Here is a 20684-nt window from a genome sequence, read left to right as displayed (position 1 = left end):
TACTCAGGCATAAAGGAATCGCGCGTTCCGATTATGGGCGTTAATGAAACGGCGATAGTCGCCAATTGTCACAATAAAAAGATTTTCATCGCTTGCATCATGCAAGCCGGCGGCCCGCCGCAGCTCACTGCGCGGCAGGCGGCGCATCCTTCAATTGCGCCAGATGTTGCTCGATGGCAAAGACGTGCGGATCGCTCTTGCCCAGCTCGCGCAGGGCGCTGGCCAGGTGCAGCAGGTAGTCGCTGTTCGGGCCGCTGGGGCCGCTTGATCGGGCGATCTGGCGCGCGATGTCCAGTTCCGGCGCGGCGCCGAGGAAGGCGGCGTTTTCCTCGTTGGCGATGTACACCAGGCCTTCGGCCTTGCTGTCATCGTCGAAGGTGATCTCGGTGGCCAGGCGCAGGTAGCCGTTCTTTTCGCGGTGGTCGAGATGGGCGAAGACTTCGGGCGTGATCAGATAGGCCATGCCGTCGCACACGGCGCCTGCCTGCGGCACGATGGTGGCGACCCGGCCTGGCGCCATCGGCGTGCCCCGGTGGTCGTGCGAACCTTGCCAGAAGCGTCGCGTCCAGCCGGCGATGCTGGCCGGGCGGCGCTCGATGTAGGGGAAATCGGCCTTGTAGATCAGCGAGCCATAGCCGAACAGCCAGACCTGCGCATGGCCGTCGAATGTGGTCATGCGCTGGTTGATGGCGATGGTGGCGGCGTCGATGGCGGACAGGTCGGGCTGGGTCATGGTGCGGGCGGTGAGGGGGCGATGCGCGATTATAAGACGGCGCCAGCCGGGCCGCCCGCTCCCACGTTCCACTCGTGCGTCTCGACAAAGCGGAACAGGAAGGCCATGAAGCTTTCGGCCGCCGGCGACAGCGAACGGCCCGTCTTCGTGTAGACGAAAAAGCGCCGCGTCAGTTCCGGTTCGTGCAGCGCGCGCATGTGCAAATTGTATAGTTTGACCATCGGTTCCGCGTACGGCAGGCAGACCGTGATGCCCAGGTTGGCGCTGACCATGGCCAGCGCCGTCGTCATGAAGGTCACTTCATTATAGGGGTTGAGCGACAGCTCGCGAAACGCGCCGTGCATGTCGCGCAGCAGGCGTTCCGTGAACTGGCCCTGCAGCGAAATGAACGGGTAGTCGCCCACGTCGGCCCAGGTGACCCTTTCCTTTTGCCGCAGCGGGTGCTGTTCGGGGTAGACCAGCACGAAGGGCATTTCGAACAGCACTTGCGCGGCGATTTCCGCCGTCGGATCGCGCTCGGGGCCGATGCCGAAATCGACTTCGCCGCTGAAGACGCGCGCCGAGACATTCTCCACGGGGCAGTCTACCAGGCGCAGCTGCACGTCCGGATGCGCCTGGCGGTAGGCGGCGATCACTTCCGGCAGCAGGGTGCACGCCATCATCTGCGGCGCGGCGATGCGCACCATGCCCGTTTTCAGGGCCTTGCGCTGGGCGATGCCGGCCATGGCGCCGTCGAGGTCCTCGATCATCTTTTCGAACAGCGGATACAGCTCGCGGCCGATTTCCGACAGCTGCGTCTTGCGCGTGCTGCGCTCGACCACGCGCACGCCCAGCACGCTTTCCAGTTCCTTGATCAAGCCGCTCAAGGCGGACTGCGTCACGTGCAGGTATTCGGCGGCCAGGGTAAAACTGCCGGTCTTGGCCAGCGCCACGAAGGCGCGCATCTGTCGCAGGCTGGGACTCATAAGATAATCCGATAAATCGATGGTTAAAAATTGTTTGTATGATAGCTGTAACTGGATTCTAATGGTGAAAAGCTGAAAAACATCGCGCCCAGGGCGCCATCCATCGGAGACAGACCGCATGAAAATCAAGCAGATCCACCACGTCGCCTACCGCTGCATCGACGCGAAGAAAACCGTCGAGTGGTACGTCAAGCATTTGAACATGAATTTCGTCCTCGCCATCGCGGAAGACCTGGTGCCGTCGACCAAGGCGCCGGACCCGTACATGCACGTGTTCCTCGACGCGGGCCAGGGCAATGTGCTGGCCTTCTTCGAGCTGCCGACGCAGCCGCCGATGGACCGCGACCGCAATACCCCGGCCTGGGTGCAGCACCTGGCGCTGGAAGTGGGCAGCATGGAAGAACTGCTGGCCGCCAAGGAGCGCCTGGTGGCCGGCGGCATCGAGGTGCTGGGCCCCGTCAACCACGCCATCTTCCAGTCGATCTATTTCTTCGATCCGAACGGCCACCGCCTGGAGCTGGCGGCCAACGTGGGCACGCCGGAAATGATGGCCAAACTGGACGCCGTCAAATGGGAAATGCTGGAAGAATGGTCGCAGACGCGCCGCGCGCCGAAGCACGCCGCCTGGATGCACGCGCCGGCCGAAGCCTGAGCGCAGCAGATCGACTGCTGCAGACCGACACTCTCTGACCAATACACCGAACCAGGAATACCATGAAACTCGCAACCCTGAAAAACGGCAGCCGCGACGGCGCCTTGATCCTCGTCAGCCGCGACCTGCGCCAGTACCAGCGCGTGGCCGCCATCGCCCCCACCCTGCAGGCGGCGCTCGACAACTGGGACGCCGTCGCGCCCAAGCTGGAACAGGCGTACGCCAACCTGAACGCGGGCCAGGCGCCGGACGCGCAGCCGTTTGATGCCAATCAGTGCCACTCGCCGCTGCCGCGCGCCTACCAGTGGGCCGACGGTTCCGCCTACATCAACCACGTGGAGCTGGTGCGCAAGGCGCGCAACGCGGAAGTGCCGGCCTCGTTCTACACGGACCCGCTGATGTACCAGGGCGGCTCGGACAGCTTCATCGGCCCGCGCGACCCCGTCTTCGCCCTGTCGGAAGAGTGGGGCATCGACCTGGAAGCGGAAGTGGCGGTGATCACGGGCGACGTGGCCATGGGCGCCGGCGCGGATGACGCGGCGAAGGCGATTCGCCTGGTCATGCTGGTCAACGATGTCTCGCTGCGCAACCTGATCCCGGGCGAACTGGCCAAGGGTTTCGGCTTCTTCCAGTCGAAGGCGGCCAGCGCGTTCTCTCCCGTCGCCGTCACGCCCGATGAACTGGGCGCGGCCTGGGCGGACAGCAAGCTGCATTTGCCGCTGCTGGTGGACCTGAACGACAAGCCGTTCGGCAAGCCGAATGCGGGCGAAGACATGACCTTCAATTTTGCGCAACTGGTCGCCCATGCGGCGAAGACGCGCGAACTGGGCGCCGGCACCATCGTTGGCTCGGGCACCGTGTCGAACAAGCAGGGCAACCTGTTTGGCTCCAGCATCGAGAACGGCGGCGTCGGCTACTGCTGCCTGGCCGAAGTGCGCATGTATGAAACCATCGAACACGGCGCGCCAAAGACGGCGTACCTGAAGTTCGGCGACACGGTGCGCATCGAGATGCGCGACGCGGCCGGCGCCAGCATCTTCGGCAGCATCGAGCAGACCGTGGCCCTGTACGCTGGCGCCACGCGCGCCTGAGGAGGCCGCCCGTGAAGCTGTACACCTACTTTCGCAGTTCGGCCGCCTACCGCGTGCGCATCGCCTTGAATCTCAAGGGCATCGCTTACGACAGCATCCCCGTGCATCTGCTGCAGGATGGCGGGCAGCAGCTGCTGCCCGCCTACCGCGCCGTCAATCCGTCGGCGCTGGTGCCGGCCCTCGACGACGACGGCGCCATCCTGACGCAGTCGCTGGCCATGCTCGAGTATCTGGAAGAGACGCGTCCTGGCGTGCCCTTGCTGCCGGCGGATCCGCTGGAACGGGCGCGCGTGCGCGCGCTGGCGCTGGCCATCGCTTGCGACGCCCATCCGCTGACGAATCTGCGCGTCCTGAAATACCTGAAAGGGACGCTTGGGCTGTCGGACGAGGTCAAGCAGGAGTGGTACCGCCACTGGATGGCCGAGGGACTGGCGGCCGTGGAAGCACTGCTGGCGCAGGGCGATCCTGCCGGCACGGGCCTGTTCTGCCACGGCGACAGCCCAACGATGGCCGATTGCTGCCTGGTGCCGCAAGTGTTCAATGCGCTGCGCTTCGCCATCGACCTGGCGCCGTATCCGCGCGTGGCGCGCATCCATGCGCATTGCGCCGGCTTGCCAGCCTTTATTGCGGCGCACCCGTCGCAGCAGCCTGACGCCGAATAGCAACACACGGCGCGGTGCGGGAAGCCCCGTCTGGCAACAGGCGGGGTTTTTTTATGCGTGCTTGATTTTGATCAGTCAATGCCATCTTGCCGGTGCGCTACAATTTGCGTTTGCCCAAATATTTTACGCGCCATGATCGCAACAACCGTTCCTGCCAGTATCACCGATGCCCTGTCCCTGGCGCACGCTTCCTGGCGTCCCATCCTGCTGCGCGGCTTGCAGGCCGTGATGGCGGCCGATCCCGCCTACCTGCCGGCGCTGGCCGCCGACGATTACCTGCCCACGCAGGGCCGCTTGTTCGCCGCCTTTGCCCTGCCGCTGGCGCAGGTACGCTACGTGCTGGTGGGCGAGGGGCCGTATCCGCGCGCCGACAGCGCCACGGGCGTGTGCTTCATGGATGGCGCCGTCGGCAGCCTGTGGTCGGCCACGGGCCTGTCGAAACCCGTCAACCGCGCCACGTCCTTGCGCAACTTCATGAAGATGCTGCTGGTGGCCGATGGCCAGCTGCAGGGCGGCGATACCTCCGGCGCGGCCATGGCGCCCGTGGCGGCGGCCGCGCTGCAAGCGGACAGCGGCGTGATCCGGACCCTGCCCGACTTGCAGCGCAAGATGACGCAGCAGGGCTTTTTGCTGCTGAACGCGGCGCTGGTGTTCCGTTCCCACGTGCCGCCCGTGCAGGATGCGCGCGGCTGGTTGCCCTTCCTGCAAGTGGTGCTGGAAGCGCTGGCGCAGCAGGGCGGGGCGGTGCAGCCGCAACTGGTGCTGTGGGGCAAGATCGCCGAGCTGATCAAACGTCTGCCGGTGGCGGCATCCTTGCCGCAGGTGACGGCCGAACATCCGTATAATCTGTCCTTTATCGGCAATCGTGACATGCAGGCCTTGTTTGGCCCGATGCAACTATTGCGTGCTTGAGCTTGAATCATCGCCTGTCTGGCGGAAGTGCGGGGAATATGCAAATCAGTAACGTGGAAGAATTGAAGGCGTGGATCGCGACGGGCGGCGTGCCCGACTATCTGTATTTCTGGGGGCACACGCCGGCGCAGCCGCAGGTGCCCGACAAAAGCTGCTTCAGCCAGTGGTTTCCGTCGCCGTTCAGCCTGGCCGGCGTGACGTATGCGACGGCCGAGCACTACATGATGGCGCAAAAGGCGGCCCTGTTTGGCGACACGGCGGTGCAGGCGCGCATCGTGGCGGCCGAGCGGCCGTCGGAAGTGAAGAAGCTGGGACGCGAAGTGGCGAACTTCGACGCCAGGGTGTGGGAAGCGGCGCGCGCTGGCATCGTTTTCGATGGCAACTTTGCCAAGTTCTCGCAAAAGGCTGCGCTGCGCAAGTTTTTGCTGGGCACGGGCGAGCGCGTCATCGTCGAAGCCAGTCCCGTCGACCGGATATGGGGCGTGGGCCTGGCGTCGGACAATCCGCGCATCCTGGACCCCGCCCGCTGGGACGGCTTGAACTTGCTAGGGTTTGAACTGATGAAAGTGCGGACCGCTTTGCGGGGCTGAAAATTGACGCTGCACCCGCCCGTGACTTCCCGACTGTTGTTTTCCTGATGCCGCCGCGCCTGGCGCGGCCGGCCATGCCCCTTCCAGCCCTGTGGTCATCGAGGGGCGCTCTGACAAACCCCGCCGAATTTGTTATACTTGACTAAATCATTCAACTACTCGGGGTTTGAGGAGTTGAAAAGCCGCAATATTTTAAACCAGTTGACCAGAGGATGTATGCGTCTGACTACAAAAGGCCGTTTTGCCGTGACAGCGATGATCGATCTTGCCCTGCGCCAGGGCAAGGGACCGGTCACCTTGTCCGGTATCAGCCAGCGCCAGTCGATTTCCCTGTCCTACCTGGAGCAGCTGTTCGGCAAGCTGCGCCGGCATGAGATCGTCGAATCGATCCGCGGCCCAGGCGGCGGTTACAGCCTGGCGCGCCGCGCCGACAAGGTGACGGTGGCCGACATCATCATCGCCGTCGACGAACCGCTGGACGCCACGCAGTGCGGCGGCAAGGAACATTGCCACGGCGCCGACGCGGCCACGGGCGCGCGCTGCATGACGCATGAATTGTGGTCCACACTCAACGAAAAAATGGTCGATTATCTGGATTCTGTGTCCTTGCAGGACCTGGTCGACCAGCAGAGACAAAAGAATGCCGAGCAAAGCGTGATGGTGATGCACCGTAACCACGCCGCCCTCGGTTGATAATGACAAAAATACCAGTTGCTGATTGCAGGAGTTATTGATGAACGCCCCAGAAAAAAACGTAGGCCAAGTGCACTTTGAAACCGCACCGCATTTCCCGATCTACATGGATTACTCGGCCACGACGCCGATCGATCCACGCGTCGCCGACAAGATGATTCCTTACCTGCGCGAGCAGTTCGGCAATCCGGCATCGCGCAGCCACATGTACGGCTGGACGGCGGAAAAAGCCGTGGAAGAGGCACGCGGCCACGTGGCGGCCCTGGTGAACGCGGATCCGCGCGAAATCATCTGGACCTCCGGCGCAACGGAAAGCAACAACCTGGCCATCAAGGGCGCGGCGCAGTTCTACAAGACCAAGGGCAAGCACATCATCACCGTCAAGACCGAGCACAAATCGGTGCTCGACACGGTACGCGAGCTGGAACGCATCGGCTTTGAAGCGACCTACCTGGAACCGCAGGATAACGGCCTGATCACCGTCGAGCAGCTGGCCGCGGCCGTGCGCCCGGACACCATCCTCGTGTCGGTGATGCTGGTGAACAACGAAATCGGCGTGATCCAGCCGATCGACGAGATCGGCGTGTTCTGCCGCTCGAAAGGCATCATCTTCCATTGCGACGCCGCGCAAGCGACGGGCAAGGTCGTCATCGACCTGCAAAAGACCAAGGTCGACCTGATGACCTTCACGGCGCACAAAACCTACGGCCCGAAAGGCGTGGGCGCCCTGTACGTGTGCCGCAAGCCGCGCGTGCGCCTGGAAGCGCAGATGCACGGTGGCGGCCATGAGCGCGGCCTGCGTTCGGGCACCCTGCCGACGCACCAGATCGTCGGCATGGGTGAAGCGTTCCGCATCGCCAAGGAAGAGATGGACAGCGAAATCGGCCGCATCCAGGCCTTGCGCGACCGCCTGGCCAAGGGTTTGCAAGAGATCGAAGAAGTCTACATCAACGGCGACATGGAGCACCGCGTGCCGCATAACCTGAACGTCAGCTTCAACTACGTCGAAGGCGAGTCGCTGATCATGGCGATCAAGGATATCGCCGTATCGTCCGGTTCGGCCTGCACCTCGGCCAGCCTGGAGCCATCGTACGTGCTGCGCGCCCTGGGCCGCAGCGACGAACTGGCGCACAGCTCGATCCGCTTCACCATCGGCCGCTTCTCGACCGAGGAAGACATCGACTTCGCCGTGAACCTGCTGAAATCGAAAGTACACAAGCTGCGCGACCTGTCGCCGCTGTGGGACATGTTTAAAGATGGCATCGATATCAATTCGATCCAATGGGCTGCCCACTAACCAATACCCTGGCCCTGTTGGACAGGGCCGGCAAGAATATTTAAGGAGCATCAAAATGGCTTACTCGGACAAAGTACTCGATCACTACGAAAACCCGCGCAACGTGGGCGCTTTCGACAAGGGTGATGAAACCATCGGCACCGGCATGGTAGGCGCGCCTGCCTGCGGCGACGTGATGAAACTGCAGATCAAGGTTGGCGCCGACGGCCTGATCGAAGATGCGAAATTCAAGACGTATGGCTGCGGTTCGGCCATCGCCTCGAGCTCGCTGGTGACCGAATGGGTGAAAGGCAAGACCCTGGATCAGGCGCTGGCCATCAAGAACACGCAGATCGCCGAAGAGCTGGCCCTGCCGCCAGTGAAGATCCACTGCTCCATCCTGGCGGAAGACGCCATCAAGGCGGCAGTGCTGGACTATCAGACCCGCCATCCGGCCGCGTAGAGCACCTGAGAAAACGCCCATGGCTGCGTTGCATTGCCTTGTCGTACTAGTCGTACTGCCTGCGGCAATGCGCCTTGCCCTGAACGTTTTTCAGGCACTCTAGAATTTGTTGGATTTTGATACCTGTTCCCATGTGGGAACAGGAGCGGAGAAATACATGATCACACTGACCGAAAAAGCGGCGAAACACATCAACCGTTATATCGAACGGCGCGGCAAGGGCATGGGCTTGCGCTTTGGCGTGCGCACCACGGGCTGCTCGGGCCTGGCCTACAAGCTCGAATATGTCGATGAAGTGGCGGCCGAAGACAGCGTCTTCGAATCGCACGGCGTGAAAGTCTTCGTCGACCCGAAAAGCTTGCCTTACATCGACGGCACGGAACTCGATTTCGCGCGCGAAGGCTTGAACGAAGGCTTCAAGTTCCACAATCCGAACGAAAAAGACGCCTGCGGCTGCGGCGAGTCCTTCAGGATTTAAACAGCTGGCAAGACCCCGGTCGGTGCGCTGTACCCATCGATTGCGGTACAGCGACCACCGACCATTATGCAAAACCACTTCGAATTATTCCAGTTGCCGGCGCAGTTCTCGCTCGACATGAGCGCGCTCGACGCGGCCTACCGCGACGTGCAGGGCAAGGTCCATCCGGACCGCTTCATCAATGCCAGCAGCGCTGAAAAGCGCGTGGCGATGCAATGGGCCACGCGCGCCAATGAAGCCTATCAAACCCTGAAAAGCCCGCAAAAACGCGCGCAATACCTGTGCGAACTCAATGGCGTCGACCTGCAGACGGAGTCGAACACGGCCATGCCCGTCAGTTTCCTGATGCAGCAGATGGAATGGCGCGAAGAGCTGGGCGACGCCCGTGCCGGCAAGGATGCCGACGCGCTCGACGCCCTGGACCGCCAGTTGCGCGGCGAACGCAAGGCCTTGCTGGCCCAGGTGGCGGCCCAGCTGGACGCGGCCGACTACGCGAATGCCGCGCAAAGCGTGCGCGCCCTGATGTTCCTCGACAAATTCGGCGAGGAAGTCCGTTTTGCCTATGAGGCGATGGAAGCTTGATCGCCGGATAGCTTGACCGGCGTGCCAAGCGCCAGTCTGGCCCGCGACTTATAATGCGCGTCAGGCATCAACTGCATCACGCAAAAAATTAATCGAGGCACGAATACAATGGCACTTCTGCAAATTTCCGAACCAGGCATGTCGACCGCGCCGCACCAGCACCGCCTGGCCGTCGGCATCGACCTTGGCACCACCAATTCCCTGGTCGCCACCGTCCGCAACAGCATTCCCGAGGTGCTCAACGACGAAGACGGGCGCTCCCTGCTGCCCTCCGTCGTGCGCTACCTGACGAACGGCCACGCGAACATCGGCTACAAGGCCCTGGCCGCGCAAACCACGGACCCGAAGAACACCATCGTTTCCGTGAAACGCTTCATGGGCCGCGGCCTGGCCGACATCGCCTATGCGGAAAACCTGCCCTACGACTTCCAGGACACGCCTGGCATGGTGCAGCTGAAAACCGTGGCCGGCGTGAAAAGCCCCGTCGAAGTGTCGGCGCAAATCCTCGCCACCCTGCGCCAGCGCGCGGAAGATTCGCTCGGCGACGATCTGGTGGGCGCCGTGATTACTGTACCAGCGTATTTCGACGATGCACAGCGGCAAGCCACGAAAGATGCGGCGCAATTGGCCGGCATCAATGTCTTGCGCCTGCTGAGCGAGCCGACGGCCGCCGCCATCGCGTATGGCCTCGATAACGCGTCCGAAGGCGTGTACGCCGTGTACGACCTGGGCGGCGGCACCTTCGACATCTCGATCTTGAAACTGAGCAAGGGCGTGTTCGAAGTGTTGTCCACGGGCGGCGACTCGGCCCTGGGCGGCGACGATTTCGACCGTCGCCTGTTCTGCTGGATCAGCGAGCACGCCAAGCTGGCGCCGCTGTCGGACGAAGACACGGCCATCCTGATGGTGAAGGCGCGCGAGATCAAGGAATTGCTGTCGACCAAGTCGGAAACGACGATCGACGCCAAGCTGAACTCGGGCGAAGAAATCCATCTGCGCATCACTGCAGCCGACTTTGCCGCCATGACGCAGCACCTGGTCGTGAAAACCATGAACGCCATCAAGAAAGCCTTGCGCGACGCGAACGTGGATGCGGACGACGTCGATGGCGTGGTGATGGTGGGCGGCGCCACGCGCATGCCGCACGTGCAGCGCGCCGTGAGCGAGTTCTTCCACACGACGCCGCACGCGAACATCGACCCCGACAAAGTGGTGGCGCTGGGCGCCGCTATCCAGGCGAATTTGCTGGCCGGCAACCGTGCCGCCGGCGACGACTGGCTGCTGCTGGACGTGATCCCGCTGTCGCTCGGCATCGAAACCATGGGCGGCCTGGTAGAGAAGATCATCCCCCGCAATTCGACCATTCCCTGCGCCAGAGCCCAGGAATTCACGACATTCAAGGATGGCCAGACTGCCCTGGCCGTGCACGTGCTGCAGGGCGAGCGCGAACTGGTCAGCGATTGCCGTTCGCTGGCGCGCTTCGAGCTGCGCGGCATTCCGCCGATGGTGGCGGGCGCCGCGCGCATCCGCATCACGTATCAGGTCGATGCGGACGGCTTGCTGTCCGTGTCGGCGCGCGAACTGCGCTCGGGCGTGGAAGCGTCGATCAGCGTCAAGCCGGCCTACGGCCTGGGCGACGACGACATCGCGCGCATGCTGCAGGATTCGTACACCTCGGCCGACGTCGACATGGTGGCGCGCGCGCTGCGCGAAGAGCAGGTGGAAGCGGAACGCATCCTGCTGGCCACGCAGTCGGCGCTCGATGAAGACGGCGGCTTGCTGGATGCAGACGAACGCGCAGCCGTCGACAGCCTGATGAACAAGGTGCGCGACGCTATTGCGCAATCGCAAAGCGGCGCCATCGACCACCAGGCCTTGAAGCTGGCGATCGAGGCGCTGGCCGACGGCACCGAGGATTTCGCCTCGCGCCGCATGGACCGCAGCGTGCGCACGGCCTTGACGGGTAAATCCCTGGATCAAGTCGTATAAAACCAATTGAACAGCGCGCCGCAGGCACTCGCCGCGGCCGCGCTCCGAATGACAGACTGAAAGAAGACACCATGCCACAAATCGTTATCCTGCCGCACGCCAAGCTTTGCCCGGACGGCGCCGTCATCGAAGCACCTGCCGGCAAGTCCATCTGCGACATCCTGCTGGAAAACGACATCGACATCGAGCACGCCTGCGAAAAATCGTGCGCCTGCACCACCTGCCACGTGCTGGTGCGTGAAGGCATCGAATCGCTGAACGAAGCGACGGAACTGGAAGAAGACATGCTGGACAAGGCCTGGGGCCTGGAAGCCGTGTCGCGCCTGTCGTGCCAATCCATCGTGGCCGAGGCCGACCTCGTCGTCGAAATCCCGAAATACACGATCAACCAGGTCAGCGAAGGCAGCCACTAACATGAAATGGTCCGACATTCACGTGATCGCCGAGGCGCTGTACGATGCGCATCCGGACATCGATCCCCTGACCGTGCGTTTCACCGACCTGCACAACTGGGTGGTGGAACTGGACGGCTTCGACGATGACCACACGCGCGGCGGCGAAAAAGTGCTCGAAGCGATACAGATGGCGTGGATCGATGAAGCGCGCTAAGGGCGCGGCAGCCGCCGCCACCGCAGTCGCCGCGCCGAAAGACGTCATCACCGCCGCCAGCAACATGCCCGAAATCAAGGATGGCCAGTCGGTCGCCTTGCTGCAGGAATTGCACATCCTGACGCGCGACGGCAAGATGAACCAGGACAGCCGCCGCAAGTTGAAACAGGTATATCACCTGACGCAATTCATCGAGCCGCTGCTGCGCGAAGTGCAGCTCGACCACCCTGGCGTGTCGCTGGTCGACCACGGCGCCGGCAAGTCCTACCTGGGCTTCATCTTGTATGACCTGTTCTTCAAGAACGGCAACGACGGTTCGCACATCTATGGCATCGAGACGCGCGAAGAACTGGTGCAGCGTTCGCAGGAGCTGGCGAAGAAATTCAAGTTCCCCGGCATGTCGTTTTTACCGCTGTCCGTGGCCGAATCGACGGAATCGACCTTGCTGCCGCAGCAGATCGATATCGTCACGGCCTTGCACGCGTGCAATACGGCCACCGACGACGCCATCCATTTCGCCTTGAAGAAAAAGGCGAAATTCATGGTGCTGGTGCCATGTTGCCAGGCTGAAGTCGCCTCCGTATTGAAGAAGAACAAGGGCAAGAGCCTGGGCAAGAGTGTTTTGACGGAATTGTGGCGCCACCCGCTGCATACGCGCGAATTCGGCAGCCAGATCACCAACGTGCTGCGTTGCCTGCAGCTGGAAGCGCATGGCTACCAGGTCAGCGTGACGGAACTGGTGGGCTGGGAGCATTCGATGAAGAATGAACTGATCATCGCTAGCTACAAGAACTTGCCGCGCCAGCGTCCGACGGAACGCTTGCAGGAAGTGCTGCAAACCCTGGGCCTGGAAGAGATGGGTCACCGCTTCTTTGCCGAAGAGCTGGCCAAGGCGGGCGCGTAAAGTATCCGCAGGGCAACGTATCCGCAAGGGCAAACGAGGGGAGGAGCGGGTCGGTTACAATACCGGCTTTCTCCTCCTCTTGCTTTTTGCGCCTCCTCCATGACCACACCTATTGAAATGCCCACCGTCCGCCTGGCCAAGCGCCTGTCTGAAGACGTGCCCTGTTCGCGCCGCGAGGCCGAGCTGTATATCGAGGGCGGCTGGGTGACGGTCGACGGCGTGCTGGTGGAAGAGTCGGGCGCGCGCGTGGCCGACAATCAAACGGTGGTGCTGCTGCCGAACGCCACCCTGGAAGAAATGCCGCCCGTGACGATTCTGCTGCACAAGCCGGCCGGCATCAATGGCGGCGTGGGCAGCGAAGGCAAGCCAGCCTTGAGCTGTTTGCGTCCCGAAGAGATCTTCACGCCGGAAAACGTGGCGCCCAGTTCCGTCACGCGCTTCCTCAAGCGCCATTTGATCGGCCTGACCATCACCAATCCGCTCGACACCATGGCGTCCGGCTTGCTGGTATTCACGCAGGATTTCCGCGTCGCCCGCAAGCTGGTCGACGAAGCGAAAACGGTGGAGCAGGAATTCATCGTGGAAGTGGCCGGCAACATCATGGAAAACGGCCTGGCGCTGCTCAATCACGGCTTGCCCTTCAATGGCAAGCCTTTGCCGCCGATCAAGGTCAGCTGGCAAAATGAAACGCGTTTGCGTTTCGCCCTGAAAAACGTGCAGCCGGGCCAGATCGCCCATATGTGCAAGATGGTGGGACTGGACGTCGTCGCCATGAAGCGCTTGCGCATCGGCCGCATCCCGATGGGCGCCATGCCCGTGGGGCAATGGCGCTATCTGCAAGGCTACGAACGCTTCTAAAGCTGCGGCGCCACGATGGAATGGCTTTCTGCAAAGCTTTTCCATAGCCGTTCAGCAATATTCAAGGCGATGGTGTCGGCCTTCTCTTGCAAGGCCGCATTGCCCATGCTCTCGGTCGTGGCGAAGAACAGGGTCAGCCAGCGGCGGAACATGCAGGGCGTGAGGTGTTCCATTTGCGCGTGCTGGGCCAGCGGCTTGCCGTGGTAGCGCATGGTGCCGCGCAGCAAGCCTGACCAGAAATCGACCAGTGTGGCCAGGTGGGCGTCCCAATCCTTGACCTCGGCGGCAAAGATGGGACCCAGCATGGCGTCGTCGCGCGCGGCCGCATAAAAGGTGTGGACGAGATGCTTGACTTCGTCTTCGCTGCAGACTTCCTCGCGGTAGGGAGCGAAGCGTGTGTGGGGGAGGGGGGCGGTAGTATTCATGGCATGCCATGATCGCAGAGCCCCCGTGGCGCTTCAATGACCCAGGTCAAGCCGCGTCAAAACTCAGGCGGCGACTTTCTTCGGCTTCTTTGCGGGGGCCGGCAATTGCACGATGTGCGTGCCCGCCAGCTTGTCGTGCAGAAATTGTCCATTGCCCGTGAACAGGGCCGTGCTGGACCACGCCAGGATGCCGGCACCGATGGCGCCCAGGGCTGTCCAGTGCTGCAAGTCCAGCAGATACGACACCAGCAGGGCTGGCAGCAGCCACATCCACGACAGGACATAGCGGTAGGCGGCCACGCGCAGCGGCACGTGGGCGTGGCCCGGCAGCACGACTTTCAGGCGCCACGTCTTCATGGCCAGGGTTTGCCCTTCGCGGCTCCACTGGTGGATGAAATACGCACCCATGACGAGGAAGGCCAGGCACTGGCGCATGTGTTCCGTCAACGGCGTATGCGCGCCCTGCACGGCCAGCTCGAACAGCAGGAAGGGCAGGAACAGCACGGCCAGGGCCAGCAGCGACTCGTACACCATGGAAATCAGGCGGCGCTTGATCGTGGGATGGGAAGTGATGCTGGCGGCAGGCGTGCTATTTGGCATTGGTTGGCAGTGGGGCAGGCGTAATAGAAGGCGTAACAGATGGCGTGACGGGCACGGTGGCGGGGGCCGCGGCGGGATCGCTCGGCACGGCCGTCGCTGCGGGCGCGGGCGGTAGCACGGGCGCGGCGGCCGCAGGCGCTGCCGGCGTGGCGGGCAGCAGGATCGGGGCAGGTTTGCTCGTATTCGAATTGATCGCGGGCACTTTTTCCAGCGGCTTTTTCGGCACGAGTTCCGTCGCCAGTTTTTTCTTTTGATCTTCCGGCAATTGCTGGTACTGCTCCCATTGCGCGGTTTTTTGACCAGGATCAATCTTCTTCGTGCGCGTATAGTTTTCGCGCACGAGGCGGCGCTGTTCCGGCGTCAGCTTGATCCATTCGCGCATGCGTTCATGCACGCGCGTTTGCTCGTCCGGCGTCATGGAGGCGAAACGGCTGGCAATATCGAGCCATTTCTGCTTGCGCAAGGCTTCCAGCTTGTTCCATTCGCTCGCCAGCGGCTGCAGGGCTTCCTGCTGCGCGCGCGACAGCTTGTTCCACGAGGGATTCTCACCCGTCTTCGGCGGCGTGCCGCCCTTGCCGGCCGTGCGGGGCGAACCGGGCTTGGCTGTCGAGGCCGGCGCGGGCGCCACCACGGGTGCGGCTGCCACGGGAGGAGCGGCGGGCGCGGCATGTTGCTGCGCGCCAACCCAGGCGGCGCCGGCCAGGGCGCAGGCACCCAGGCCGATGCCGCCGGCCAGCCAGCCTTTGCGTACGCTTGAGCGTGTCATTATTGCTCGCGTTTCGTCAGGTAGGCATTGAAGCCATGGTCCATGTAGGCGGAAAGCGGCAATTCGTCCGACAGCACGGCGGCGTCGATTTCTGCCAGTTCGGCAATATGTTGTTCTTGCTCAAACTGATAGATGCCCACCATGCCGCCGACCAGCAGCAGCAGGGGGATGATGACGCTCATGCGCCCCAGCCACGACAGCGGCTCGACAAACAGGCTGCTGGCCACGCCGGCGAACACATTCTGGCGCACGGCGACGGCGGCGGGCGCGTCCGCCTTCTTGCGGGACAGGGCCAGCTTGCGTGCCGCTGCCAGGCGATCGGTGGCCGATGCGGGCAGGTCGTCGAGTTTTTCGTTCAGTGCATGGCGCACTTTGTAAGCGAAATTGAGATCGTCGGTGTTCATAATTTAATTCCCTTGGCTTTCAGCGATTCGGCGAGCGTGTGGGTAGCTCTAGAGCAATGTGTTTTCACGCTACCTTCGGAGCAACCCATCGCTTCCGCTGTTTCAGCCACATCCATGTCCTGCCAATAACGCATGAGGAAGGCTTCGCGTTGACGTGACGGCAGTTTTTGTACCTCCGCATCAATCAAATCAAGGATTTGCGCGCGCTCGACCTGGTCGGCCGAGGATTCGGCGGCGCTGGAGCCCTGTTCCGATTCATAAGTGTCAAGTATATCAAAATCCTCATGCTCGTCGCCCGAGGGCTTCATGCCGGAAAACAGGCTGACCCAGGTGTTGCGGACTTTTTCGCGGCGGAAATAATCGAGGATGGTGTTTTGCAGGATGCGCTGGAACAGCATCGGCAGTTCGGCGGCCGGCTTGTCGCCGTATTTCTCGGCCAGCTTGATCATGGCGTCCTGCACGATGTCGAGTGCCGATTCTTCCTTGCGGACCGCGTAGGCGGCTTGCTTGAAGGCGCGCCGCTCGACATTTTCTAGAAAGTCGGATAATTCTTTGTCTGTTGCCATGCGGTATGGGGGATCTTAGCGGCTGCGGGTGCGGTGGGCGAAATGGGGGCGGGTATGCTTTTTGCAACCCCGTGCATGCTAGCAAAAAATGTGCGTTTCCGCAGAGTTTTTGCACTCCGTGCGCGCAAAATGGCCTTTCGGCTGACATTTTCCTTGACCATAATGGTGCGACGCGATACCGTATAGGACGCTTTGAACACCCCAAAGCCCTATGGTCAGGTCGCGACCGGCACACAAGGCCATCCGCGGCAAGACGCGCTTTCATTTGTAGGCAGTTTGTTCTAACCCGCGCCACAAGCGCGAGCGGTTCGTACAGGCGCCACAGAAACTCCGGCCAAACGAGTTGCGTTAAGCGTTGTTTTGTAAGGTATCTATGGGTGCCCAAAGAAATTGCGTGACCGCATGAAAAGGGAAGCAGGAGCACTGTCGCGCACAGCGAACTTCGTCAGGAAAGAACATCCGATCAATCTCCAATGGACCTTGAAAGGAATGTTTCATGAATACCGAAGCAGCAGCAGGACCAATTACGGGCGCAGAAATTGTCGTGCGCTGTCTGGCTGAAGAGGGCGTCGAGCACGTCTTTGGATACCCGGGCGGAGCCGTACTCTACATCTACGACGCCATCTTCCAGCAAAACAAATTCCAGCATATCCTGGTACGCCACGAGCAGGCCGCGATCCACGCCGCCGATGCCTATTCGCGCAGCTCGAACAAGGTCGGTGTCGCCATCGTCACGTCCGGTCCGGGCGTCACGAATGCCGTCACGGGCTTGTCCACCGCGTACATGGACTCGATTCCCATGGTGGTGATCTCCGGCCAGGTGCCGAGCCACGCCATCGGGCAGGATGCGTTCCAGGAATGCGACACGGTCGGCATCACGCGCCCCGTCGTCAAGCACAACTTCCTCGTCAAGGACGTCAAGGACCTGGCAGCGACGATCAAGAAAGCCTTCTTCATCGCCCGTACCGGCCGTCCGGGACCCGTGCTGGTCGATATCCCCAAGGATATCAGCATGCACAAATGCCATTTCGACTATCCGAAGGAAGTCGAGATGCGTTCCTACCGTCCCGTCGACAAGGGCCACTCGGGCCAGATCCGCAAGGCCGTGCAGCTGTTGCTGCAAGCCGAACGCCCGATGATCTACACGGGCGGCGGCGTGATCCTGGCGAACGCCTCGGCCGAGCTGAACAAGCTGGTCGACCGCCTGGGTTTCCCTTGCACCAACACCTTGATGGGCCTGGGCGGCTACCGCGCATCGAGCGAGCAGTATGTCGGCATGCCCGGCATGCACGGCACCTATGAAGCGAACATGGCGATGCAGAATTGCGACGTCCTGATCGCCATCGGCGCCCGTTTCGACGACCGCGTGATCGGCAACCCGAAACATTTCGCTTCGCATCCGCGCAAGATCATCCACGTGGACATCGATCCCTCGTCGATTTCCAAGCGCGTCAAGGTCGATATTCCCATCGTCGGCAACGTCAAGGACGTGCTGATCGAGTTCCTCGCGCAACTCGATGCGGCTGAAGCCAAGCCGAACGTCAATGCCTTGAGCAACTGGTGGAAGCAGATCGCCGAATGGCGCGGCCGCGAATGCCTGAAGTATCCGACCTCCGACCTCGTCATCAAGCCGCAATCGGTGGTGGAAAAGGTGTTCCAGATCACCAAGGGCGACGCCTTCATCACGTCCGACGTGGGCCAGCACCAGATGTGGGCCGCGCAATACTATGGTTTCGACAAGCCGCGCCGCTGGATCAATTCCGGCGGCCTGGGCACCATGGGTGTCGGCTTGCCGTACGCCATGGGCGTGCAGATGGCCAATCCGGACGCCACCGTTGCCTGCATCACGGGCGAAGGTTCGATCCAGATGTGCATCCAGGAATTGGCGACGTGCAAGCAGTACCACTTGACGCCAAAGATCATCATGCTCAACAACCGTTTCCTCGGCATGGTGCGCCAGTGGCAGGAAATCGATTACGGTTCGCGCTATTCCGAGTCGTACATGGATTCGCTGCCCGACTTCGAGAAGCTGGCCGAAGCGTATGGTCACGTGGGCATGAAAATTGAAAAACCGGGCGACGTCGACGGCGCCCTGAAAGAGGCGTTCGGCATGAAAGACAGGCTGGTATTCATGAACTTCATTACCGACCAGTCCGAAAACGTGTGGCCCATGGTGAAAGCCGGCAAAGGCCTGTCCGAAATGATGCTCGGCTCGGAGGACCTCTAATCATGCGCCATATTATTTCTGTCTTGCTGGAAAACGAAGCGGGCGCCCTGTCGCGCGTGGTGGGCCTGTTCTCGGCACGCGGTTACAACATCGAAACGTTGACCGTGGCGCCGACGGAAGACTCGACCCTGTCGCGCATGACCATCGTCACCAGCGGCTCGGACGACATCATCGAGCAGATCACCAAGCACTTGAACCGCCTCATCGAAGTGGTGAAGGTGGTGGACTTGACCGAAGGCCAGCATATCGAACGCGAGTTGATGCTGATCAAGGTCCGTGCCGTGGGCAAGGAGCGCGAGGAAATGAAGCGCACCGCCGATATCTTCCGTGGCCGCATCATCGATGTCACCGAAAAGACGTACACGATCGAACTGACCGGCAACAAGGTCAAGCTCGACGCGTTCATCGATTCGATCGACCGCGCCGCCATCCTGGAAACCGTCCGCACGGGTGGTTCCGGCATCGGCCGCGGCGAACGCATCCTCAAAGTATAAAAATACAAGCAGCTCTACGCGGCCCTGGCGCCGCATTTAAAACAACAACGCATCATCAAATTATAGGAAATACCATGAAAGTTTTTTACGACAAAGACGCTGACCTCTCCTTGATCAAAGGCAAAAACGTTGCCATCATCGGCTACGGTTCGCAAGGCCATGCACACGCACAAAACCTGAACGATTCGGGCGTCAACGTCACCGTCGGCCTGCGCAAGGGCGGCGCGTCGTGGACCAAGGTCGAGCAAGCCGGCTTGAAAGTGGCGGAAGTCAACGACGCCGTGAAAGCGGCCGACGTCATCATGATCCTGTTGCCGGATGAAAACATCGCCCAGGTCTACAACGAAAACATCGCCCCGTTCGCCAAGCAAGGCGCCGTGCTGGCCTTCGCCCACGGCTTCAACGTGCATTACGGCCAAGTCGTGCCACGCGCCGACCTGGACGTGATCATGGTCGCGCCGAAAGCGCCGGGCCACACCGTGCGCGCCACCTACACCCAGGGCGGCGGCGTGCCTCACCTGATCGCCGTGTACCAGGATAAATCGGGCATCGCCCGCGATATCGCCCTGTCGTACGCGTCGGCCAACGGCGGCGGCCGTGCCGGCATCATCGAAACGAACTTCCGTGAAGAAACCGAAACGGATCTGTTCGGTGAGCAAGCCGTGCTGTGCGGCGGCGCCGTGGAACTGATCAAGGCCGGCTTCGAAACCCTGACGGAAGCCGGTTACGCGCCTGAAATGGCGTACTTCGAGTGCTTGCACGAACTGAAGCTGATCGTCGACCTGATCTATGAAGGCGGCATCGCCAACATGAACTATTCGATCTCGAACAACGCCGAATACGGCGAATACGTGACCGGTCCTAAAGTCGTGACGTCGGCCACCAAGGATGCGATGCGTCAATGCCTGAAAGACATTCAAACGGGCGAATACGCGAAGAGCTTCATCCTGGAAAACAAGGCAGGCGCACCGACCCTGATCTCCCGCCGTCGTTTGACGTCCGAGCACCAGATCGAAGAAGTGGGCGCGAAACTGCGCGCCATGATGCCTTGGATCGCGAAAAACAAGATGGTCGACCAGTCGAAAAACTAAGCATTTTTTGCTGATTCACCATAAAAAAGCCGGCGCAAGCCGGCTTTTTTATGTGCGCCGGCGCCTGGCTGGCAACATCCGTTACAATCAGGCCCATTCAACAATACCGTCAGCCTCATGCTTGTTTTTTCTAAAGTTTTTGTCGGGAATCTTCATGTGGTCAAGCGCCCCGTTGCGGTTGCCGTCAGCTGCTGGTTTCTGGTCATCGGCTCGCTGTTTGCACTGGTGTCGGCTTTCCTCGGCCGCCACGACCCCGCCATGCTGGCCGCAATGGGGGACGGCGCGATTCCCGCCGAAGTGCAATACGCGATTTTGCTCTTCAGCCAGGGCATCACCCTGGTGGCGGCGCTGGCCATGCTGCAACGGCAGCGTGGCGCGCGCACGGTGTATCTGGTGTGGGGCGTGATCGACATTGCGCTCTGCCTGGCGACCTTGCCGGTCAAGATGGACGTCTTGCCTGGCGCGCTCATGTTCGCCGTCATCTGCGCCTTCCTGTACAGTCCGAAATCGAATGCCTGGTTTTCGCCACGCAAGGCGGCTAATGATGCCTGCATGACGCCAGCCTGAGCATGGCTGCCTGAACACGGCTATTTCCCTGCGCACGCCGTCGCGGCGTTTGCGCTACAATTCCGCCCTTCCTTTGCAGTTTCATAT

The 20684-nt window shown here is 61.6% G+C and carries 26 protein-coding genes; 19 read left to right on the top strand and 7 right to left on the bottom strand.

Annotation, left to right across the window (positions count from 1 at the left end):
• Nucleotides 1–124: 124 nt before the first annotated feature.
• Complete coding sequence (locus VPH40_RS08230; protein ID WP_328573350.1) at nucleotides 125–709, bottom strand: gamma-glutamylcyclotransferase; 585 nt, start codon at nucleotides 707–709, stop codon at nucleotides 125–127.
• A 53-nt stretch (nucleotides 710–762) separates the two neighbouring features.
• Nucleotides 763–1698 carry a LysR family transcriptional regulator gene (locus VPH40_RS08225; protein WP_077407156.1) on the bottom strand — a complete coding sequence of 312 codons (936 nt, stop codon included), beginning with the start codon at nucleotides 1696–1698 and terminating at the stop codon, nucleotides 763–765.
• A 118-nt stretch (nucleotides 1699–1816) separates the two neighbouring features.
• Between VPH40_RS08225 and VPH40_RS08220 the strand changes: the two genes are divergently transcribed.
• From VPH40_RS08220 to VPH40_RS08150, 15 genes are all read left to right on the top strand, one after another.
• Entirely contained in the window at nucleotides 1817–2350 is a 534-nt protein-coding gene (locus VPH40_RS08220) for a VOC family protein (protein WP_152249937.1), read from the top strand.
• Nucleotides 2351–2412: 62 nt separating this feature from the next.
• The gene (locus tag VPH40_RS08215; protein ID WP_305058351.1) at nucleotides 2413–3441 is read left to right on the top strand and encodes a fumarylacetoacetate hydrolase family protein; all 1029 of its coding nucleotides are present in this window, start codon (nucleotides 2413–2415) and stop codon (nucleotides 3439–3441) included.
• 11 nt (nucleotides 3442–3452) lie between these two features.
• Nucleotides 3453–4103 carry a maleylacetoacetate isomerase gene (gene maiA, locus VPH40_RS08210; RefSeq protein WP_289910823.1) on the top strand — a complete coding sequence of 217 codons (651 nt, stop codon included), beginning with the start codon at nucleotides 3453–3455 and terminating at the stop codon, nucleotides 4101–4103.
• 132 nt (nucleotides 4104–4235) lie between these two features.
• Nucleotides 4236–5015: a uracil-DNA glycosylase gene (locus tag VPH40_RS08205; protein WP_328573168.1), complete on the top strand. Its 780-nt coding sequence runs from the start codon at nucleotides 4236–4238 to the stop codon at nucleotides 5013–5015.
• A 38-nt stretch (nucleotides 5016–5053) separates the two neighbouring features.
• A complete protein-coding gene (locus VPH40_RS08200) occupies nucleotides 5054–5605 on the top strand; it encodes an NADAR family protein (RefSeq protein WP_328573167.1) in 552 nt (183 codons plus the stop codon).
• Between the two features lie 216 nt (nucleotides 5606–5821).
• Nucleotides 5822–6298, top strand: coding sequence for a Fe-S cluster assembly transcriptional regulator IscR (gene iscR / locus VPH40_RS08195; protein ID WP_065310626.1), 477 nt, complete (start codon nucleotides 5822–5824; stop codon nucleotides 6296–6298).
• Between the two features lie 40 nt (nucleotides 6299–6338).
• A complete protein-coding gene (locus tag VPH40_RS08190; protein WP_099667139.1) occupies nucleotides 6339–7595 on the top strand; it encodes an IscS subfamily cysteine desulfurase in 1257 nt (418 codons plus the stop codon).
• Between the two features lie 55 nt (nucleotides 7596–7650).
• Nucleotides 7651–8037: a Fe-S cluster assembly scaffold IscU gene (gene iscU / locus VPH40_RS08185; protein WP_034750082.1), complete on the top strand. Its 387-nt coding sequence runs from the start codon at nucleotides 7651–7653 to the stop codon at nucleotides 8035–8037.
• A 157-nt stretch (nucleotides 8038–8194) separates the two neighbouring features.
• Nucleotides 8195–8515 (top strand): iron-sulfur cluster assembly protein IscA, encoded by a 321-nt coding sequence (gene iscA / locus VPH40_RS08180; RefSeq protein WP_010399774.1) that lies wholly within the window; start codon nucleotides 8195–8197, stop codon nucleotides 8513–8515.
• 66 nt (nucleotides 8516–8581) lie between these two features.
• Nucleotides 8582–9097 (top strand): Fe-S protein assembly co-chaperone HscB, encoded by a 516-nt coding sequence (gene hscB, locus VPH40_RS08175; protein WP_099667140.1) that lies wholly within the window; start codon nucleotides 8582–8584, stop codon nucleotides 9095–9097.
• A 108-nt stretch (nucleotides 9098–9205) separates the two neighbouring features.
• Nucleotides 9206–11086, top strand: coding sequence for a Fe-S protein assembly chaperone HscA (gene hscA / locus VPH40_RS08170; protein ID WP_328573166.1), 1881 nt, complete (start codon nucleotides 9206–9208; stop codon nucleotides 11084–11086).
• Nucleotides 11087–11157: 71 nt separating this feature from the next.
• Nucleotides 11158–11499, top strand: coding sequence for an ISC system 2Fe-2S type ferredoxin (gene fdx / locus VPH40_RS08165; protein ID WP_034750070.1), 342 nt, complete (start codon nucleotides 11158–11160; stop codon nucleotides 11497–11499).
• 1 nt (nucleotide 11500) lies between these two features.
• Nucleotides 11501–11695 carry a Fe-S cluster assembly protein IscX gene (gene iscX / locus VPH40_RS08160; RefSeq protein ID WP_071322763.1) on the top strand — a complete coding sequence of 65 codons (195 nt, stop codon included), beginning with the start codon at nucleotides 11501–11503 and terminating at the stop codon, nucleotides 11693–11695.
• A complete protein-coding gene (locus VPH40_RS08155; protein ID WP_251351407.1) occupies nucleotides 11682–12599 on the top strand; it encodes a class I SAM-dependent methyltransferase in 918 nt (305 codons plus the stop codon). The genes iscX and VPH40_RS08155 overlap by 14 nt, the downstream gene beginning before the upstream one ends.
• A gap of 99 nt (nucleotides 12600–12698) precedes the next feature.
• The gene (locus VPH40_RS08150; protein WP_328573165.1) at nucleotides 12699–13457 is read left to right on the top strand and encodes an rRNA pseudouridine synthase; all 759 of its coding nucleotides are present in this window, start codon (nucleotides 12699–12701) and stop codon (nucleotides 13455–13457) included.
• On the opposite strand, the gene VPH40_RS08145 is transcribed toward VPH40_RS08150, so the two are convergent.
• The 5 genes from VPH40_RS08145 to VPH40_RS08125 all read right to left on the bottom strand — a co-directional run bounded on the left by VPH40_RS08145 (nucleotide 13454) and on the right by VPH40_RS08125 (nucleotide 16218).
• Nucleotides 13454–13882 carry a group III truncated hemoglobin gene (locus tag VPH40_RS08145; RefSeq protein ID WP_099667144.1) on the bottom strand — a complete coding sequence of 143 codons (429 nt, stop codon included), beginning with the start codon at nucleotides 13880–13882 and terminating at the stop codon, nucleotides 13454–13456. The two genes, VPH40_RS08150 and VPH40_RS08145, sit on opposite strands and share 4 nt — an antisense overlap.
• Nucleotides 13883–13945: 63 nt before the next feature.
• Nucleotides 13946–14482 (bottom strand): RDD family protein, encoded by a 537-nt coding sequence (locus VPH40_RS08140; protein ID WP_305052727.1) that lies wholly within the window; start codon nucleotides 14480–14482, stop codon nucleotides 13946–13948.
• The gene (locus tag VPH40_RS08135; protein ID WP_099667146.1) at nucleotides 14472–15248 is read right to left on the bottom strand and encodes a DUF3106 domain-containing protein; all 777 of its coding nucleotides are present in this window, start codon (nucleotides 15246–15248) and stop codon (nucleotides 14472–14474) included. Before VPH40_RS08135 ends, VPH40_RS08140 begins: the two co-directional genes overlap by 11 nt.
• Nucleotides 15248–15652 (bottom strand): DUF3619 family protein, encoded by a 405-nt coding sequence (locus VPH40_RS08130; protein WP_099667147.1) that lies wholly within the window; start codon nucleotides 15650–15652, stop codon nucleotides 15248–15250. The genes VPH40_RS08135 and VPH40_RS08130 overlap by 1 nt, the downstream gene beginning before the upstream one ends.
• Entirely contained in the window at nucleotides 15649–16218 is a 570-nt protein-coding gene (locus VPH40_RS08125) for an RNA polymerase sigma factor (protein ID WP_034779551.1), read from the bottom strand. Before VPH40_RS08125 ends, VPH40_RS08130 begins: the two co-directional genes overlap by 4 nt.
• A 496-nt stretch (nucleotides 16219–16714) precedes the next feature.
• Here VPH40_RS08125 and VPH40_RS08120 point away from each other — a divergent pair, with 496 nt between their 5' ends.
• The 4 genes from VPH40_RS08120 to VPH40_RS08105 all read left to right on the top strand — a co-directional run bounded on the left by VPH40_RS08120 (nucleotide 16715) and on the right by VPH40_RS08105 (nucleotide 20597).
• Nucleotides 16715–18445 (top strand): acetolactate synthase 3 catalytic subunit, encoded by a 1731-nt coding sequence (locus VPH40_RS08120; RefSeq protein ID WP_099667148.1) that lies wholly within the window; start codon nucleotides 16715–16717, stop codon nucleotides 18443–18445.
• 2 nt (nucleotides 18446–18447) lie between these two features.
• A complete protein-coding gene (gene ilvN / locus VPH40_RS08115; RefSeq protein ID WP_010399754.1) occupies nucleotides 18448–18939 on the top strand; it encodes an acetolactate synthase small subunit in 492 nt (163 codons plus the stop codon).
• 74 nt (nucleotides 18940–19013) lie between these two features.
• The gene (ilvC, locus tag VPH40_RS08110) at nucleotides 19014–20030 is read left to right on the top strand and encodes a ketol-acid reductoisomerase (RefSeq protein ID WP_034750044.1); all 1017 of its coding nucleotides are present in this window, start codon (nucleotides 19014–19016) and stop codon (nucleotides 20028–20030) included.
• Between the two features lie 156 nt (nucleotides 20031–20186).
• Nucleotides 20187–20597, top strand: a complete 411-nt coding sequence (locus VPH40_RS08105; protein WP_328573164.1) for a hypothetical protein — start codon at nucleotides 20187–20189, stop codon at nucleotides 20595–20597.
• Nucleotides 20598–20684 lie beyond the last annotated feature (87 nt).

Source organism: Janthinobacterium sp. P210005, from assembly GCF_036231865.1.
Lineage (GTDB): Bacteria > Pseudomonadota > Gammaproteobacteria > Burkholderiales > Burkholderiaceae_D > Janthinobacterium > Janthinobacterium kumbetense.
Note: the sequence above shows the minus strand (reverse complement) of the source record. Positions and strands in the feature narration are given on the sequence as shown.

Coding starts and splice junctions, on each gene's coding strand:
- fdx (WP_034750070.1), top strand. CDS start 11,158: ATGCCACAAATCGTTATCCTGCCGCACGCCAAGCTTTGCCCGGACGGC.
- VPH40_RS08135 (WP_099667146.1), bottom strand. CDS start 15,248: ATGACACGCTCAAGCGTACGCAAAGGCTGGCTGGCCGGCGGCATCGGC.
- VPH40_RS08155 (WP_251351407.1), top strand. CDS start 11,682: ATGAAGCGCGCTAAGGGCGCGGCAGCCGCCGCCACCGCAGTCGCCGCG.
- VPH40_RS08225 (WP_077407156.1), bottom strand. CDS start 1,698: ATGAGTCCCAGCCTGCGACAGATGCGCGCCTTCGTGGCGCTGGCCAAG.
- VPH40_RS08130 (WP_099667147.1), bottom strand. CDS start 15,652: ATGAACACCGACGATCTCAATTTCGCTTACAAAGTGCGCCATGCACTG.
- VPH40_RS08220 (WP_152249937.1), top strand. CDS start 1,817: ATGAAAATCAAGCAGATCCACCACGTCGCCTACCGCTGCATCGACGCG.
- VPH40_RS08190 (WP_099667139.1), top strand. CDS start 6,339: ATGAACGCCCCAGAAAAAAACGTAGGCCAAGTGCACTTTGAAACCGCA.
- ilvN (WP_010399754.1), top strand. CDS start 18,448: ATGCGCCATATTATTTCTGTCTTGCTGGAAAACGAAGCGGGCGCCCTG.
- VPH40_RS08205 (WP_328573168.1), top strand. CDS start 4,236: ATGATCGCAACAACCGTTCCTGCCAGTATCACCGATGCCCTGTCCCTG.
- VPH40_RS08215 (WP_305058351.1), top strand. CDS start 2,413: ATGAAACTCGCAACCCTGAAAAACGGCAGCCGCGACGGCGCCTTGATC.
- iscA (WP_010399774.1), top strand. CDS start 8,195: ATGATCACACTGACCGAAAAAGCGGCGAAACACATCAACCGTTATATC.
- iscX (WP_071322763.1), top strand. CDS start 11,501: ATGAAATGGTCCGACATTCACGTGATCGCCGAGGCGCTGTACGATGCG.
- VPH40_RS08125 (WP_034779551.1), bottom strand. CDS start 16,218: ATGGCAACAGACAAAGAATTATCCGACTTTCTAGAAAATGTCGAGCGG.
- VPH40_RS08150 (WP_328573165.1), top strand. CDS start 12,699: ATGACCACACCTATTGAAATGCCCACCGTCCGCCTGGCCAAGCGCCTG.
- ilvC (WP_034750044.1), top strand. CDS start 19,014: ATGAAAGTTTTTTACGACAAAGACGCTGACCTCTCCTTGATCAAAGGC.
- VPH40_RS08140 (WP_305052727.1), bottom strand. CDS start 14,482: ATGCCAAATAGCACGCCTGCCGCCAGCATCACTTCCCATCCCACGATC.
- iscU (WP_034750082.1), top strand. CDS start 7,651: ATGGCTTACTCGGACAAAGTACTCGATCACTACGAAAACCCGCGCAAC.
- hscA (WP_328573166.1), top strand. CDS start 9,206: ATGGCACTTCTGCAAATTTCCGAACCAGGCATGTCGACCGCGCCGCAC.
- iscR (WP_065310626.1), top strand. CDS start 5,822: ATGCGTCTGACTACAAAAGGCCGTTTTGCCGTGACAGCGATGATCGAT.
- VPH40_RS08200 (WP_328573167.1), top strand. CDS start 5,054: ATGCAAATCAGTAACGTGGAAGAATTGAAGGCGTGGATCGCGACGGGC.
- hscB (WP_099667140.1), top strand. CDS start 8,582: ATGCAAAACCACTTCGAATTATTCCAGTTGCCGGCGCAGTTCTCGCTC.
- VPH40_RS08145 (WP_099667144.1), bottom strand. CDS start 13,882: ATGAATACTACCGCCCCCCTCCCCCACACACGCTTCGCTCCCTACCGC.
- VPH40_RS08120 (WP_099667148.1), top strand. CDS start 16,715: ATGAATACCGAAGCAGCAGCAGGACCAATTACGGGCGCAGAAATTGTC.